Source organism: Halorubrum ezzemoulense DSM 17463, from assembly GCF_002114285.1.
In the GTDB taxonomy this organism is placed as follows: domain Archaea; phylum Halobacteriota; class Halobacteria; order Halobacteriales; family Haloferacaceae; genus Halorubrum; species Halorubrum ezzemoulense.
The window spans coordinates 55,159-69,598 of record NZ_NEDJ01000002.1; the positions used below are offsets into that span (position 1 = coordinate 55,159).

Annotated in this window: 15 protein-coding genes; 11 read left to right on the forward strand and 4 right to left on the reverse strand. The window is 70.5% G+C overall.

Going from position 1 to position 14,440, the window contains the following annotated elements; genetic code table 11:
• Positions 1–81 precede the first annotated feature (81 nt).
• Positions 82–480, forward strand: coding sequence for an OsmC family protein (locus B9H04_RS01055; protein WP_049929619.1), 399 nt, complete (start codon positions 82–84; stop codon positions 478–480).
• 38 nt (positions 481–518) lie between these two features.
• Here B9H04_RS01055 and B9H04_RS01060 read toward each other — a convergent pair whose 3' ends face one another.
• Positions 519–3,110 carry a PAS domain S-box protein gene (locus tag B9H04_RS01060; protein ID WP_085682371.1) on the reverse strand — a complete coding sequence of 864 codons (2,592 nt, stop codon included), beginning with the start codon at positions 3,108–3,110 and terminating at the stop codon, positions 519–521.
• A 218-nt stretch (positions 3,111–3,328) separates the two neighbouring features.
• On the reverse strand, positions 3,329–3,994 hold the full coding sequence (locus B9H04_RS01065) for an O-methyltransferase (protein WP_049929621.1): 666 nt from the start codon (positions 3,992–3,994) through the stop codon (positions 3,329–3,331).
• A gap of 131 nt (positions 3,995–4,125) precedes the next feature.
• Between B9H04_RS01065 and B9H04_RS01070 the strand changes: the two genes are divergently transcribed.
• Positions 4,126–5,799, forward strand: a complete 1,674-nt coding sequence (locus B9H04_RS01070; protein ID WP_049929622.1) for an acyl-CoA mutase large subunit family protein — start codon at positions 4,126–4,128, stop codon at positions 5,797–5,799.
• 39 nt (positions 5,800–5,838) lie between these two features.
• Here B9H04_RS01070 and B9H04_RS01075 read toward each other — a convergent pair whose 3' ends face one another.
• Complete coding sequence (locus tag B9H04_RS01075) at positions 5,839–6,642, reverse strand: formate/nitrite transporter family protein (protein WP_049929623.1); 804 nt, start codon at positions 6,640–6,642, stop codon at positions 5,839–5,841.
• Between the two features lie 112 nt (positions 6,643–6,754).
• Between B9H04_RS01075 and mce the strand changes: the two genes are divergently transcribed.
• Entirely contained in the window at positions 6,755–7,141 is a 387-nt protein-coding gene (gene mce, locus B9H04_RS01080) for a methylmalonyl-CoA epimerase (RefSeq protein ID WP_049929624.1), read from the forward strand.
• Between the two features lie 31 nt (positions 7,142–7,172).
• On the opposite strand, the gene B9H04_RS01085 is transcribed toward mce, so the two are convergent.
• Positions 7,173–9,323, reverse strand: coding sequence for a S9 family peptidase (locus B9H04_RS01085; RefSeq protein ID WP_085682372.1), 2,151 nt, complete (start codon positions 9,321–9,323; stop codon positions 7,173–7,175).
• Positions 9,324–9,455: 132 nt separating this feature from the next.
• On the opposite strand from B9H04_RS01085, the gene B9H04_RS01090 reads away from it, so the two are divergent.
• From B9H04_RS01090 to B9H04_RS01125, 8 genes are all read left to right on the forward strand, one after another.
• The gene (locus tag B9H04_RS01090; RefSeq protein ID WP_080508532.1) at positions 9,456–10,133 is read left to right on the forward strand and encodes a cyclase family protein; all 678 of its coding nucleotides are present in this window, start codon (positions 9,456–9,458) and stop codon (positions 10,131–10,133) included.
• Between the two features lie 101 nt (positions 10,134–10,234).
• Complete coding sequence (locus B9H04_RS01095; RefSeq protein WP_004595867.1) at positions 10,235–10,516, forward strand: 50S ribosomal protein L44e; 282 nt, start codon at positions 10,235–10,237, stop codon at positions 10,514–10,516.
• Positions 10,517–10,518: 2 nt separating this feature from the next.
• Positions 10,519–10,692, forward strand: coding sequence for a 30S ribosomal protein S27e (locus tag B9H04_RS01100; protein WP_004595868.1), 174 nt, complete (start codon positions 10,519–10,521; stop codon positions 10,690–10,692).
• Positions 10,693–10,710: 18 nt separating this feature from the next.
• Complete coding sequence (locus B9H04_RS01105) at positions 10,711–11,511, forward strand: translation initiation factor IF-2 subunit alpha (protein ID WP_049929626.1); 801 nt, start codon at positions 10,711–10,713, stop codon at positions 11,509–11,511.
• A 52-nt stretch (positions 11,512–11,563) separates the two neighbouring features.
• Entirely contained in the window at positions 11,564–11,743 is a 180-nt protein-coding gene (locus B9H04_RS01110; RefSeq protein ID WP_049929627.1) for an RNA-protein complex protein Nop10, read from the forward strand.
• Positions 11,744–11,820: 77 nt separating this feature from the next.
• On the forward strand, positions 11,821–12,573 hold the full coding sequence (locus B9H04_RS01115; RefSeq protein ID WP_049929628.1) for a proteasome assembly chaperone family protein: 753 nt from the start codon (positions 11,821–11,823) through the stop codon (positions 12,571–12,573).
• 127 nt (positions 12,574–12,700) lie between these two features.
• Positions 12,701–13,867: a thiolase domain-containing protein gene (locus B9H04_RS01120; RefSeq protein WP_049929629.1), complete on the forward strand. Its 1,167-nt coding sequence runs from the start codon at positions 12,701–12,703 to the stop codon at positions 13,865–13,867.
• Positions 13,864–14,328 carry a Zn-ribbon domain-containing OB-fold protein gene (locus B9H04_RS01125; protein ID WP_049929630.1) on the forward strand — a complete coding sequence of 155 codons (465 nt, stop codon included), beginning with the start codon at positions 13,864–13,866 and terminating at the stop codon, positions 14,326–14,328. The genes B9H04_RS01120 and B9H04_RS01125 overlap by 4 nt, the downstream gene beginning before the upstream one ends.
• Positions 14,329–14,440: the final 112 nt, after the last annotated feature.

Below are 14,440 nucleotides of genomic sequence, written 5' to 3' on the forward strand. Positions count from 1 at the left end.
CCCTCGGCGACGGGTCGCGGCGGTGTCGGCGCGCCGATGGCGGTAACTTTTATCCCCGCGAGTCCGAACTGCGAGACGACTATGGCAGACATCGAGACATCCACAGTTTCCGAGTCCGGATACGCCAGCACGAGTCAGGTCGGCGAGTTCGACCTCCAGATCGACGCGACCGACGAGACGGGACCGAACCCGAACGCGACGCTCGTCGCCACGTACGCCTCCTGTTACCTCCCGGCGTTCCGCGTCGGCGGCAGCCAGCGCGGCGAGGAGGAGCTCGGGCAGATCCAGATCGACGCCAGCGCCGAGCTGGACGACCACGACGACCTCGAGTCGATCGCCTTCGACGTCCACGTCGAGGCCGACTTCGACGACGAGACCGCCGCGGACATCGCCGAGCGCGCCGAGGGTATCTGCCACGTTCACAGCGCTCTCCGCGAGGAGCTGAACGCCGACGTCAGCGTCTACACCGGCGCGTTCTAGCCGGGTCGAAGCGGTCTTCTCTTTCCCGCGCCGTACGCTCAGCCCGACGACTCGGCGGTCTCCGCGGGCGACTCCGGCCGGTCGACGCCGGTGAACTCGAACCGAGCGCCGCCGCGTTCCCCCTCCGTCACCGCGACCTCCCAGCCGTGCGCCTCGGCGATGCGCTGGACGATGGAGAGCCCGAACCCGGTGCCGGTCTCCGAAGTCGTGTAGCCGCTCTCGAACACCTCGTCGCGGCGGTCCGCGTCGATCCCGGGGCCGTCGTCCGCGACGTAGAACCCGTCCGGGAGGTCGCCGACGACGACGCGGTCCCCGCCGTGTTCGTCGGCGTTGCGGAACAGGTTCCCGAGCAGCTGGCCGACCCGCCCGGAGTCGGCGCAGATCTCGCCGTCGGCCTCGACCGCGACCGTGACGCGAGGCTCTCCCTCCGTCTCGTCGCCGCCGAAGGGGTCCTCGCCCTCGGCCGACCCGAACGCGTCGTCGCTGTACCGGGCGGCCAGCTCGCCCAGGTGGACGGGCTCGAACGAGCCGACCGCCTCGCCCTGTTTGGCGAGCGTCAGGACGTCCTCGATGAGTCGCTCCATCTCGTCGAGCGCGCGCTCGCACCGGTCGAAGTACGAGTCGTCCCCGGTCTCGCGGGCGAGACGCAGGTACCCCGAGAGGACGTTGAGGGGGTTCCGGAGGTCGTGTGAGACGATGCTCGCAAACTCGTCGAGCCGCTCGTTCTCCCGTTCGATCCGGCGCTCGTACGCCTTCCGCTCGGAGATGTCCCGGCTGCTCGCGAGGAACCGGTCTTCCCCCCGAACGTCGATGCGTCGCACGTGGACCTCGACGGGGAACGTCGACCCGTCCGCGCGGGTGAACGTCGTCTCCAGCCGCACCGTCTCGTCCATCTCCAACCCCTGCCAGAGCCGTATCCCCTCGTCGGGCTCCAGCTCCGCGTCGACCTCCCATACGTCCATCCCGACGACCTCGTCGCGGTCGTACCCCAGCTCTCGGGTCATCTCCCGGTTGGCGTCGACGATCTCTCCCCCCTCGTCGTGGATGTCGATCATGTCGGGAGACCCCTCGAACAGCGCTTCGAGGCGCGCCGAGGTGCGTTCGAGCCGGCGCTGGCGCCGTCGCTGCTCGGTCACGTCCCGAGAGATGCCGAGGACGCCGTCGAGCTCGCCGTCGATGACCAGCCGGCTGAAGTCGTAGTCGACGATGGCGTCCGACTTCGTCGGCAAGTCGACTTCCGTCGTCCCGGTCAGCGAGTCGCGGTCACCCTCGACGAGCGCCCGCCACGGGTCCCCGTCGCTCGCCGCTCGAACACGCTCGACGAGGCGACTCGACTCGCCGGCGAGCCCCTCCGGAGCGGCGTCGTACACCTCGGCGAGGTGGTCGTTGACGAGGGCGAACCGGCCGTTCGCGTCGTATGTACAGACGGACTCGGGCAGCTCGTCGACGATCCGCCGGTACCGTTCGAGGTCGCGTTCGCGCTCCTTCTCGTCGGTGACGTCGATGTGGATCCCGACGGCCCGCCGGGGCTCGCCGTCGTCGGTCCACTCGACGACACGACCGCGGTCGCGGATCCACTTCCAGTCGCCGGACTCCGTCCGCATCCGGTAGTCCGACTGGTAGAGGTCCGACTCGCCGGCGAAGTGAGCCTCGATGGCGCTCCACGCGGCGTCGATGTCGTCGGGGTGAACCCGCTCTTCCCAAGTGCCGAGCTCGAACGCCAACTCGTCGCGCTCGTGCCCCAGTATCGCCGCCCACCGCTCGTCGAACCGGACCTCGTCCGTCCGGACGTTCCAGTCCCAGACGCCAATGTCGGCGCCTTCCACGGCCAGCTGAAGGCGCTCGGAGAGCTCGCGGAGCTCTCGCTCCCGCTCTCGCCGCTCGGTCACGTCGCGGAAGTACAGCGCCCGCCCGCCGGGGGCCGGGTACGCGTTCACCACGAGGTCCGCGCCGAGCCGGTCGACGTGGTATTCGAACCGCTTCCCCTCGCCGGTCTCGGCGACCTCGCGCAGCGCCGTCTCGGCGTCGGTGCCGACGATCTCCGGGAACAGGTCCCAGATCCCCTCGCCGAGCACCTCATCCGGGTCGCGCTCGATGAACTCGGCCGCCCGCCCGTTGAGGTACGTCAGCCTCCACTCGGCGTCGAGTTCGCAGAAGGCGTCGCTGGTGTGCTCCAAGTGCGTGGCGAGCCGACGGTCGTCCCGCGTCTCCGAGACGAGTTCGGTCACCGCGCCCGCGAGCCGCGCGTACTGGTCGGCGGGCTCGCTCCGCCTGACGTACTCGTCGACCCCGGCGGAGATCGCCTCACTGGCGACCGCTTCGGACCCCGATCCGGTGAACAGGACGAAGGGCACGTCGCCGTGTCTGTCACGGACCGTTTCGAGCAGGTCGACCCCGTCGGTCTCCGCCAGTTCGTAGCCGGACACCACGCAGTCGAACGTCGCCGCGGACAGTGCGTCGAGCGCCGCGTCGGCGTCGACCGCCGTTCGCACCTCGATCCGGTCGTCGCGCGACTCGAGCCGCGAGGCGGCCGCCTCTGCGAATCCCAGTCCCCCGTCGACGACGAGCACGCGGACCGGCGACGCCGCTTTCGCTCCGGCCGTCCCGTCGGCTCTGTTCGCTCCGCTCATCCGGACTGGTGTTTTCTATTCGACATGATAACCGTTTCGTTCGGTTTCACCGAATAACCGCCGAAACGGAGATACCGGGGCCAGCGGGGGGCAGCGCCGGCGCCGACGAGTACGCGAACCGGTGACGGCGCGTTCGCCCCGCCGTCCCGTCGGTCCCGTACGGTCCGCACACCCGGAGTAATATATGTAACTCGATATGATGACCGTTCCGTTCGATCTCATCGAACGACCGTCGAAACGGCGATTCCGGAGCCGACGGGGAGGATCGCCGTCTCCACCGCGTCGTCGGAGCGGACGGTCCCCACGTACTCGCCGATGCCGCGCGTCGCTCCGTCGACGGCGTCGTCCGGCAGCGGCTCGCCCGCCTCGAAGTGTGCGACGAGGGTCTCGAAGTCGATGGGCCCCCGGGCGATGTTGTCGGCGACGATCACGCCCCCGGACCGGACTTTCGGCAGGACGGTCCGGTAGGCGTCGGCGTACCGGCCCTTCTGGTGGTCGATGAGGACCACGTCGAAGGGCCCGTCGTAGCGGTCGACCGTCTCCATCGCGTCGCCGACCTCGAAGGTGACGCCGTCGGCGTAGCCGTGGTCGGCGGCGAACGCGACGCCGCGCTCGGCCTCGTCGGCGTCGAACTCGGTACAGACCACGCTCTCGGCGCCGCCGCGGAGGAACCACGTTGCCGAGTAGCCGAAGCCGGAGCCGAACTCGAAGACGCGGTCGGCGTCCGTCAGCCGCGCGAGCAGCCGGAGGACCGCCCCCGCCTCGGGACCGATGATCGGGAACCCCCACTCGTCGGCGAGGTCGGCCATCTCCGCTTGGACCGCGGTGTGGTCCGGCGCGGTCGCGGCGAGGAAGCGGCGCGCGGGGTCCGTGAGTACGTCCATGCGGCCGTGTCGAACGCGGGATACTTAAATCGCCCCCGCGAGGAGGGGGTGCCGTGGCGCTGCCGGTCGCGCGGCCCGCGCCCGCCCGTCCCTGAAAACTGTTAAGTCCCGTTCGGTCAACCGATTTAGTAATGTACGACCCTGAGGAACTCGCCGAGATCCGGGAGGGCAAGGAGTCGTGGGAGGCGGGCACCTACGGCGAGACGGTCGACCGGTTCGGCGAGCGCGAGGAGACGTTCACCACCGACACCGGCGGGCAGGAGGTCGATCCGCTGTACACGCCGGCGGACGTCGACCTGGACTACCGCGAGGACCTCGGTTACCCCGGAGAGGAGCCGTACACCCGCGGCGTCTACTCGACGATGCACCGCGGGCGGCTCTGGACGATGCGCCAGTACGCCGGGATGGGCACCGCGGCGGAGACGAACGAGCGGTTCCGCTACCTCATCGACGAGGGCTCGTCGGGGCTGTCGATGGCGTTCGACCTCCCGACGCAGATGGGGTACGACTCCGACGCCGCGATGGCCGAGGGGGAGGTCGGGCGCTCCGGCGTCGCCATCGACACCCTCGACGACTTCGAGACCGTCTTCGACTCGATCCCCCTCGACGAGGTGTCCACGTCGATGACGATCAACGCGCCCGCCGCGGTGCTGCTCGCGATGTACGTCGCGATGGGGGACAAGCAGGGCGTCCCGCGCGAGCAGCTCCGCGGGACGATCCAGAACGACATCATGAAGGAGTACATCGCGCGGAACCTCTACATCTACCCGCCGAAGGAGTCGATGCGGCTGATCACGGACATCTTCGAGTTCTGCGCGGCGGAGACCCCGAAGTTCAACACGATATCCATCTCGGGGTACCACATCCGCGAGGCGGGGTCGACCGCGGCCCAAGAGATCGCCTTCACCCTCGGCGACGGGATCGAGTACGTCGAGGCGGCCCTCGACGCCGGGCTCGACGTCGACGAGTTCGCCCCGCAGCTCTCCTTCTTCTTCAACGCCCACAACAACATCTTCGAGGAGGCCGCGAAGTTCCGCGCCGCCCGCCGGATGTGGGCGAAGATCATGGACGAGCGGTTCGGCGCGGAGAACCCCAAGTCGAAGCAGCTGAAGTTCCACACCCAGACCGGCGGCTCGACGCTCACCGCCCAGCAGATCGAGAACAACGTCGTCCGCGTCTCCTATCAGGCGCTGGCCGCGGTCCTCGGCGGCACCCAGAGCCTCCACACGAACGGGAAGGACGAGGCGCTCGCGCTGCCGACGGAGAAGTCCGTCCGCACCGCGCTCCGCACCCAGCAGATCCTCGCGCACGAGTCGGGCGCCGCCGACACGATCGACCCGCTCGCCGGCTCGTACTACGTCGAGGACCTCACCGACGGGATCGAGGAGGAGGCGTTCGAGATCCTCGAGGAGGTCGACCGACGCGGCGGCATGCTGGAGGCCGTCGAGAGCGGCTGGGTCCAGCGCCAGATCCAAGACGTGGCCTTCGAGCGCCAGCAGGAGATCGAGGAGGGCGAACGGATCATCGTCGGCGTCAACGAGTTCGAGGTCGACGAGGAGCCCGAGATGGACTTAGAAGAGGTCGACCCCGATCAGGAGCAGAACCAGCGGGACCGCCTGAAGGGGGTCAAGGACGAGCGCGACGACGACGCGGTCGACGAGGCGCTCGCCGGACTGCGCGAGGCCGCACAGGGGACGGAGAACGTGATGCCGCACGTCGTCGACGCCGTGAAGGCGTACGCGACGGTCCAGGAGATATCGGACGTGCTCCGCGACGAGTTCGGGGAGTACAAGCCGGGGCGGTGAGGTCGGGGACGATCCGCGGTCGCCCCTGTCCGGGCGTTTTCAGTCCGCGCCGCGGACGACGTGACCGTACTTCAGCAGCGCGACGAACACCGCGCCGCCGACGGCGTTCCCGACCGTCGCCAGCGCGAGGAACGCGACGTAGTCCATCGGGGTGATCGCCGAGGAGACGATCAGCCCGAACAGTACCTCGACGTTGCCCGCGATCGAGTGCGGGAGGTGGAGCAGACCGATCGTTCCGGTGACTATCAACACGAGGAGGATCCGAGCGGTCGTGTCCTGCGCCGCCGCGACGAGCCACGCCAGCAGCCCCATGAGCCACCCGGCGAAGACGCCGCCGACGAACAGCCACGGGAGGTCGTGGTCGACCAGCTTCAACGCGATCGTCTCGAAGGAAGTCGGGTCGACGACGCCGAGTTCCGGCATTAGCAGCGTCACGAGCAGCGTGAACAGCAGCCCGCCGACGATGTTCCCCGCGTACACCAGTCCCCAGAGCCGGCCGAGCTGGCGGACCGAGGCCTGCCGATCGATCACCGGGATGACCGCCAGCGTCGTGTGTTCGGTGAAGAGCTCCGAGCGCCCCAGTATCACGAACATGAAGCCGACGGAGTAGACTGACGCCAACAGGAGCTCCGTCGTCAGATCGCCGAAGGTCCCCGGAGAAAGCGTCAACACGACTGCCATCATCAGCGGTCCGAACCCGATGTCGAGCCCGGCGGACAGTCCCGAGAGGAGGAGCCCGGACCGTTCGCGGTTCATCTCGTGGAGCCCGCTTTTGAGCAGCGACCCGAGGATGTTCCGCGAGGTCATCTGCTCCGTCGAGCCGCCTGTCTCTGAGTCGCTCACGGCTGGGTGATGATACGGGGTACGGCAGGGACGCACCCAAACCTTGGGATAGGGGCAGGGCGACCGGGAACCGCGCGGTCATTATAAGTCGACGCCGCCGGAACTGAACCGTATGCGCTTCGACCACGTCGGCGTCGCGACCCGCGACGCGACCGACTTAGCCGACCTGTTCGGCGGCCTGCTCGACGCCCCGGTCGCCCACGAGGAGACGTTCGACGACATGCGGATCGTCTTTCTCGAACTCGACGGTGGTGGGTACTTCGAGCTGCTCGAACCGGACGCTGGCGGGACGATCGCGGAGTATCTCGACCGCGAGGGACCGGGAGTTCACCACGTCGCGCTCGCGGTCGACGACCTGCCGGCGGCGCTCGACCACGCGCGCGACCTCGGTATCGACCTCGTCGACGAGGAACCGCGCCCGGGGGCGTGGGGCCACGAGGTCGCGTTCTGCCACCCGCGGTCCACCGGCGGCGTCCTCGTCGAGTTCGTCGAACACTGAGAGCGGTTCCGCCGGAGGGAGCCGCCGCGATTCAGTCCGCCGCCTCGATCGCCGGGTCGTGCGTCTCGTACCAGCCGAGAATCTTCTCTAGCCGGTGGATCGCGCGGTCCGGGTCACCGATGTTGTGGTGCTCGTCGGGGTAGACGACCAGCTCCGCGTCGACCCCCTGCTTGCGGGCGGCGACGTACAGCTGCTCCGACTGGGAGGGCGGACACCGCCAGTCCTCGCCGCCGGCCATCACGAGCAGCGGGGTCTCGATGTTCCCGGCGTCCAACATTGCCGTCGACGACGCGTACGCCTCGGGGTCCTCCCACGGGAGCCCGAACTCCGCCTCCAGCCAGACGTGGGTGTCGTCCGTGCCGAACGCCGAACGGAGGTCGTAGATGCCGTGCTCCGGCGCCGCGGCGGTGAACAGGTCCGGCTCCTGCGTGACGAGGAACCCCTGCGCGATGCCGCCGTACGAGAAGCCGTGGCCGAACACGCGGTCCGGGTCGACCCACCCGCGGTCCGCGAGCGACTCGACGCCCGCCGCGATGTCGTCGACCTCTGCGGTGCCCCACTTTCCGCTCAGTTCCGCGGTGAACTCCCGGCCGCGGGAGGTACCGCCGCGGTAGTTCGGCCGGAACACGAGGTACCCTCGGCTCGTCAGGGCGGCGTGGCCGAAGCTGAACACCGGCTCGTCGTACGACATCGGGCCGCCGTGGATCGCCACCACCAGCGGGTGGTCGCCGTCGTCCGGATCCACGTCGGGGCCGTGGTAGAGCACGCCGTCGAGCGTCCAGCCGTCAGACTCCCACTCGACGCGGCGGGCCTCCGGCATCGGGAACTCGTCGGTCAGCGACTCGTTGACGCTCGTGCGGCGGCGAAGGGAGTCGGGTTCGGCGGCCGCGTCGAGGTCGGTGACGTCGACCGCGTACAGGTCGGTCCCGGACTCCGGCTCAGAAAGGACCGTCACCGCGGTCGCCCCGTAGTCGGCGACGTCGAACCCGACCATGGCCCGGTCGCGGCCCTGCGCCTCGAAGACGCGCTCCGCGCTGCCGTCGGTCTCGACACGGACCAACCGGGTGTGGCTCTCGTCGGCGATCCGGGTGTAGATCGACCCGTCGACCCACTCGACCCCGCCGCCGCGGGCGATCGTCCGGTCGAGAGCGGCAGTGACCGAGGTCGGGGCGTCGCGGTCGTCGGCATCCGGGTCGTCGCCCTCCCCCTCGGCGGCGTCAACGAGGTACACCTCCGCCGGCGCGGGCGGGTCGTCCGGGTCGCTCGCGGTCGTCGCGATCCGGTCGCCGTCCGGGTGCCACGCGGGCGCGCCGTGGGCGAGGTCGCCGCCCGTGAGCCGCTCCGCGTCGCCCCCGTCGGCCGACACCGCGTAGAGATCGCGGACGGTGGTGTCGTCGGGGCGGTCGAGCCGACAGGAGGTGAACGCGATCCGGTCGCCCGGCCCCCACGTCGGGTCCATGCCGGCGACGTCCTCGAACGCGCCGCCGCCGTACGCGTCGTCGAGCCGCCGGGGGTCAGTCTCGGGGTCGTCGAGGTCGACGACGAAGAGGTACCGCGTCACGTCGTCGGTCCACCCGGCGCCGTTCACCTTGTGCTGAAGGCGGGTCGTCTCGATCGGGCCGCCCTCCTCGCGGACCTGGTCGAGGTACTCGGACTCCTCGTCGGTCGGGTCGCGCGACTCGATCACCAGTCGGTCGCCGTCGGGCGACCAGTCGAACCCGGCGACGCCCTCGTCGCGCTCGGTCACCTGTCGCGCGTCGCCGCCGAGGGCGAGGTCGAAGATCCACACCTGCGGCTTGGGCCCGTCGTCGCCGCCGAGGTGGTCCTCGCCCTCACCGCCGGCCGATTCGTCGTCCGCGTCGTCCCCGCTCGCGTCGCCCGCGTCCTCATCGTCGCGGTCCCGCCAGCCGACCCGCTTCTCGGCGTCGCGATCGCGGGCGGCCACGAACGCGAGGCGGTCGCCGTCGGGTCCCCACGTCGGCGAGGCGGCGCCCGACGCGCTCGTCAGGCGGTGGGGCTCGCGGGAGCCGTCGGTCGGGACGACGAACAGCGAGGAGACCGCCTCGTCGGCGGCCTGGTCGTACTCGGTCGCGGTGAAGGCGACGCGGTCGCCCGCCGGTGAGACGGCGACCTCGCCGATCTGGGTCAGGTCGTAGTAGGCGTCGAGCGGCAGTTCCGACATGGAACCACCCAGCGGCGGGCGCAGGAAATACGTTCGGGCCGCGGAACCCCGCGGACGACGGCGGGCCGACCCCGTCGTGTCGGGGGCACTGACGGCGACCGACTTAACCGCGCCGCGGTCCGACCGCCGACCGTGTTCCGCGACCTCTCGCGACCGACCGAGACGGGGATGCCGACGTACCCGGGCGACCCCGACGTGACGCTCGCGCCCGACGCGACCCACGAGGCCGACGGGTACGCGACGAGCGAACTCCGGACCGGCACCCACGCGGGAACCCACGTCGACGCGCCTCGCCACACGCTCCCCGAGGGGGAGGCGATCGACGACCAGCCGGTCGGTCGGTTCGCCTTCGACGCGCGCCTCGTCGACCTTCGACCGCTGCAACCGCGAGCGGCGATTCCGCCCGAGGTGCTGCCCGAGCCGAGCGACCTCGACCCCGGCGTCGACCTCCTCGTCCTCCGCACCGGCTGGGCGTCTCACTGGGGGAGCGACCGGTACCGCGACCACCCGTACCTCACCGCGGCGGCCGTCGAGCGCTGTCGGGCCGCGGGCGTCGGGGTCGGCCTCGACACCTTCGGACCGGATCCGACGCCGGCGGCGAGCGGCGCGGCCGACGCGCGGTCGTCCGAACGGAACGAGCCGGACGGGACCCCCGCTCACGACGCGCTCTTGGGCGACTCGCTCCCGATCGTCGAGAACCTCCGCGCGCTCGACGGCCTCCCGTCGCGGTTTCGGCTGTACGCCTTCCCGCTCCGCCTTCGCGGCGCCGACGGGTCGCCGGTGCGCGCGGTGGCAGAGTGGGCGGACTGAGCGGCGCATCGAACGCTCGGTCAGGGGCGGCGCCTCGCCGGCGCCCCAGACCAAACCCGTTTTAAGCGTCGGCGACGAACCGCGTTTCAAGGTCGATATCCATGGAAATGCCACGCCGCTTCAACACGTACTGCCCCCACTGTGACTCCCACCACGAGCACGAGGTGGAGAAGGTTCGATCGGGTCGCGCGACCGGAATGAAACGCGACGCTCGGCAGCGACGCCGCGCGCTCGCGACCATCGGCAACGCCGGCGGGTACTCGAAGGTGCCCGGTGGCGACAAGCCGACGAAGAAGACCCACCTGAAGTACCGCTGCGGCGACTGCGGGAAGGCTCACATGCGCGAGGGATGGCGCGCCGGCCGTCTCACGTTCCAGGAGTAAGCATGGCGGGAGACTTCCACCGCGTCGCCTGCGGCGACTGCGAGAACGAACAGGTCGTCTTCGGCAAGGCCTCCTCCACGGTGTCGTGTGCGGTCTGCGGCACGACCCTCGCGACCCCGACCGGCGGTGAGGCCGAGCTTCACGGCGAGATCGTCGAAACCGTTGAGGCGCGGTAACCGCCTCGCATCTCCGTCATGAAGTACAGCGGCTGGCCCGAACCCGGCGAACTAGTGGTTGGCGAAGTCGACGAGATAGCCGACTTCGGCGTGTTCGTCGACCTCGACGAGTACGAGGACAAGCGCGGCCTCTGCCACATCAGCGAGGTCGCCTCCGGCTGGATCAAGAACGTCCGCGACCACGTCCGCGAGGGACAGACGGTCGTGGCGAAGGTGTTGGAGATCGACGAGTCGTCGAACCAGATCGACCTCTCGATCAAAGACGTCAACGAACACCAGCGCAAGGAGACGATCCAAGACTGGAAGAACGCCCAGAAGGCCGACAACTGGATGCTGATCGCGCTCGGCGAGGACGTCGACGACGACCGCTACACGACGGTCGCGAACGCCCTCCTCGCGGAGTACGAGAGCCTCTACGACGCCTTCGAGGCGGCCGCGATCAGCGGCGACGAGGCGCTCGACGACGTCGACGTCGACGGCGACACCGTCGACGCGATCGTCACGGCCGCCCGCAACAACGTCTCCGTCCCGTACGTCGACGTGACCGGGTACGTCGACCTCGAGTCCGCGGCCCCCGACGGCGTCGACGACGTGCGCGACGCCCTCGCGGCGGCTGAGGGGAACGGCGAGATCCCGGACGGTGTCGACCTCGACGTCGGCTACGTCGGCTCACCAGAGTACCGGATCAAGGTCCGCGCGCCGAACTACAAGACGGCGGAGTCGCAGCTCGAGGCCGCCGCCGAGCGCGCCCGCGAGTCGATCGAGGCCGCCGGCGGCGCCGGCGAGTTCCACCGCGAGCGCCGCGAAGACGACGAGTAGCGCCGATCGGCCGAGGACACGACCGTTTTCCCGTAACACGACCCTTCTATCCGTGAAATCAGATATCCGCGTCTGCGCGAACTGGGAGCGCGTCCACGACCGACCGGTGTACGCGCTCGGCGACCGCTGCCCGGAGTGCGACGGTCCCACCGAGAACAGCGCGCCGGCCCCGTTCGGGCCGGAGGACCCGTACGGCGAGTACCGGCGGCGGGCGCGACGACGGACGGAGTGACCCCTCGGTCGGTCGCGAGGACGGTACCGACGCGCGAATAGCCACGCTCTTGTGACCGCCGCCCGGACGGACGGGACATGGAGGACATCGAGATCGACGAGGTCGCGACGCCGGAGCTGGACGACCCGGTGTTGATCGAGGGGCTGCCGGGCGTCGGCCACGTGGGGAAGCTGGCGGCCGAACACATCTTAGAGGAGTTCGACGGGGAGTTGGTCCGCCGGGTGTACGCCACGGAGTTCCCCCCGCAGGTGAGCGTCGACGACGAGGGGGTCGCGGAGCTGACCTGCGCGGAGTTCCACGCCGTCGAGACGGACGGCGCCGACCTGCTCGTGCTGACCGGCGACCACCAAGCCGGGTCGAACGCGGGCCACTACCGGCTCACCTCGACGTTCCTCGACGTCGCCGCGGAGTTCGGCGCCGAGCGCGCGTTCGCCCTCGGGGGCGTCCCGACCGGCGAACTCGTCGAGGAGTACACCGTCCTCGGCGCGGTCTCCGACGGCGACCTCACCGCCGACCTGGAGGACGCGGGCGTCGAGTTCCGCGCGGACGAACCGGCCGGCGGCATCGTCGGCGTCTCCGGCCTCGTGCTGGGGCTCGGCGGTCGCCGCGGCTTCGACGCCACGTGCCTGATGGGCGAGACGAGCGGCTACCTCGTCGACCCGAAGAGCGCGCGGGCCGTGCTGGAGGTCCTCGAAGCCGTCCTCGATCTGCGCGTCGACTACGAGAGCCTCGAGGACCGCGCCGAGGAGATGGAGGAGGTCGTCGGCAAGATCCGCGAGATGCAGGAGGGGCCGGCGGTGCCGGACGACGACCTCCGGTACATCGGCTGAGCGCGGGCAGACCCTCGACGCAGTCCGGCAATTTTTCTCTTCCTCGCCCACGCGCTGCTCCGCCGTCCGCCGACCGGGACTCCCGCTTCCGGCAGAGCTAAACCGCATCCCCGATCATCGTTCGTGTATGTCTGAGGTACGCGTCGCCGGTGTCGGGCTCACACCCTTCGGCAGCCACCCTGAACGGACCGGCCGCGATCTGTTCGCGGAGGCCGCGCTCCGGGCGTTCGAGGACGCCGCAGTGGCTCGGTCCGACGTCGAGGAGCTGAACTACGGGAACTTCATGGGCTCGCTCGCCGAGCACCAGGGCCACCAAGCGCCGCTGATGGCCGAGGCCGCCGGGGTCCGCTGCCCGGCGACGCGCTACGAGTCGGCCTGCGCGTCGGCCGGGGTCGCGGTCCGCGAGGCGGTCCGGACGGTGGCGGCCGGCGACGTCGACGTGGTCCTCGCGGGCGGAATGGAACGGATGACGAACCTCCCGACCGACGAGGTGACGGAGGGGCTCGCCATCGCCGCCGACGACCTATTCGAGGTCCGGTCGGGCGTGACGTTCCCCGGCGCGTACGCGCTCATGGCGAACGCGTACTTCGACGCCTACGGCGGGACCCGCGAGGACCTCGCGCACGTCGCGTCGAAGAACCACGCCAACGCGGTGCCGAACGAGTACGCCCAGTACCGGAAGGAGGTGTCCGTCGACGAGGCGATGGACGCCCCGCCGGTCGCGGAGCCGCTCCACCTGTACGACGCCTGTCCGATCACCGACGGCGCGAGCGCGCTCGTGCTCGTCTCCGAGGAGTACGCGGCCGACCGCGACCTCGACGCGCCGGTCGCGGTGACGGGGACCGGACAGGGGACCGACCGGATGGCGCTCGGCGACCGCGACAGCCTCGCGCGGACGCCCGCCGCGGACGACGCGGCCGACGCGGCCTACGCCGACGCCGACATCGGTGCCGACGCGGTCGACGTCGCGGAGGTCCACGACTGCTTCACCATCGCCGAAGTGCTGGCGCTGGAGTCGCTCGGACTGTTCGAGCCGGGTGAGGGGATCGCGGCGGCCCGAGAGGGCGTCACGACCGCCGACGGCGACCTCCCGGTGAACCTCTCCGGCGGCCTGAAGGCGAAGGGCCACCCGGTCGGCGCGACCGGCGGCTCGCAGATCGCGGAGCTGACCCGCCTACTGCGGGGCGACCACCCCAACAGCGACCACGTTCCGGACGCCGAGGTCGGCGTCGCGCACAATGCGGGCGGGACCGTCGCGAGCGCGGTCGTCCACGTGCTGGAGGTGGCGGAATGAGCGACGACGGCGCGGACGCGGCGGACGCCTCGTCGCCGACGGACCGAGAGTACGCCGAGTGGCTCGACGCGCTCGCAGACGGGGACGGGTTCGCGGTCGTCTGCCCGGAGGGGCACGGTTCCCTTCCCCCGCGGCGGGTGTGTCCCGAGTGCGGCTCCCCCGAACTCTCGCGGGAGCCCCTCGACGAGACGGGGACCGTCGAGACGTACAGCGTCGTCCACGTCCCCTCGCCGCGCTTCGCCGACGACGCGCCGTACGCGACCGCGGTGGTCGACTTCGGCCCGACGCGGCTCACCGGCGTGGTCCGCGACGGCGACGCGGAGCGAGACGGAGACGACGCCGCCCCGGCGGTCGCGATCGGCGACGCGGTGACGGTCGATATCGGCGAGCGGGCCACCGACGGCGAGCGGCTGGTCGCCTTCCGTCCGGCCGCCGGTGAGACCCCGGCCGAAGACGAGTGAGCCGCGAGCGGCGGGCTGACGGACCGGTTCGGGAGCCCCGGGCGATCGCGGCCGGCGACCGCTGACCGCTCGGACGGAGCCGACCGCTCGACGCCTGCGGGGCAAAACCGTT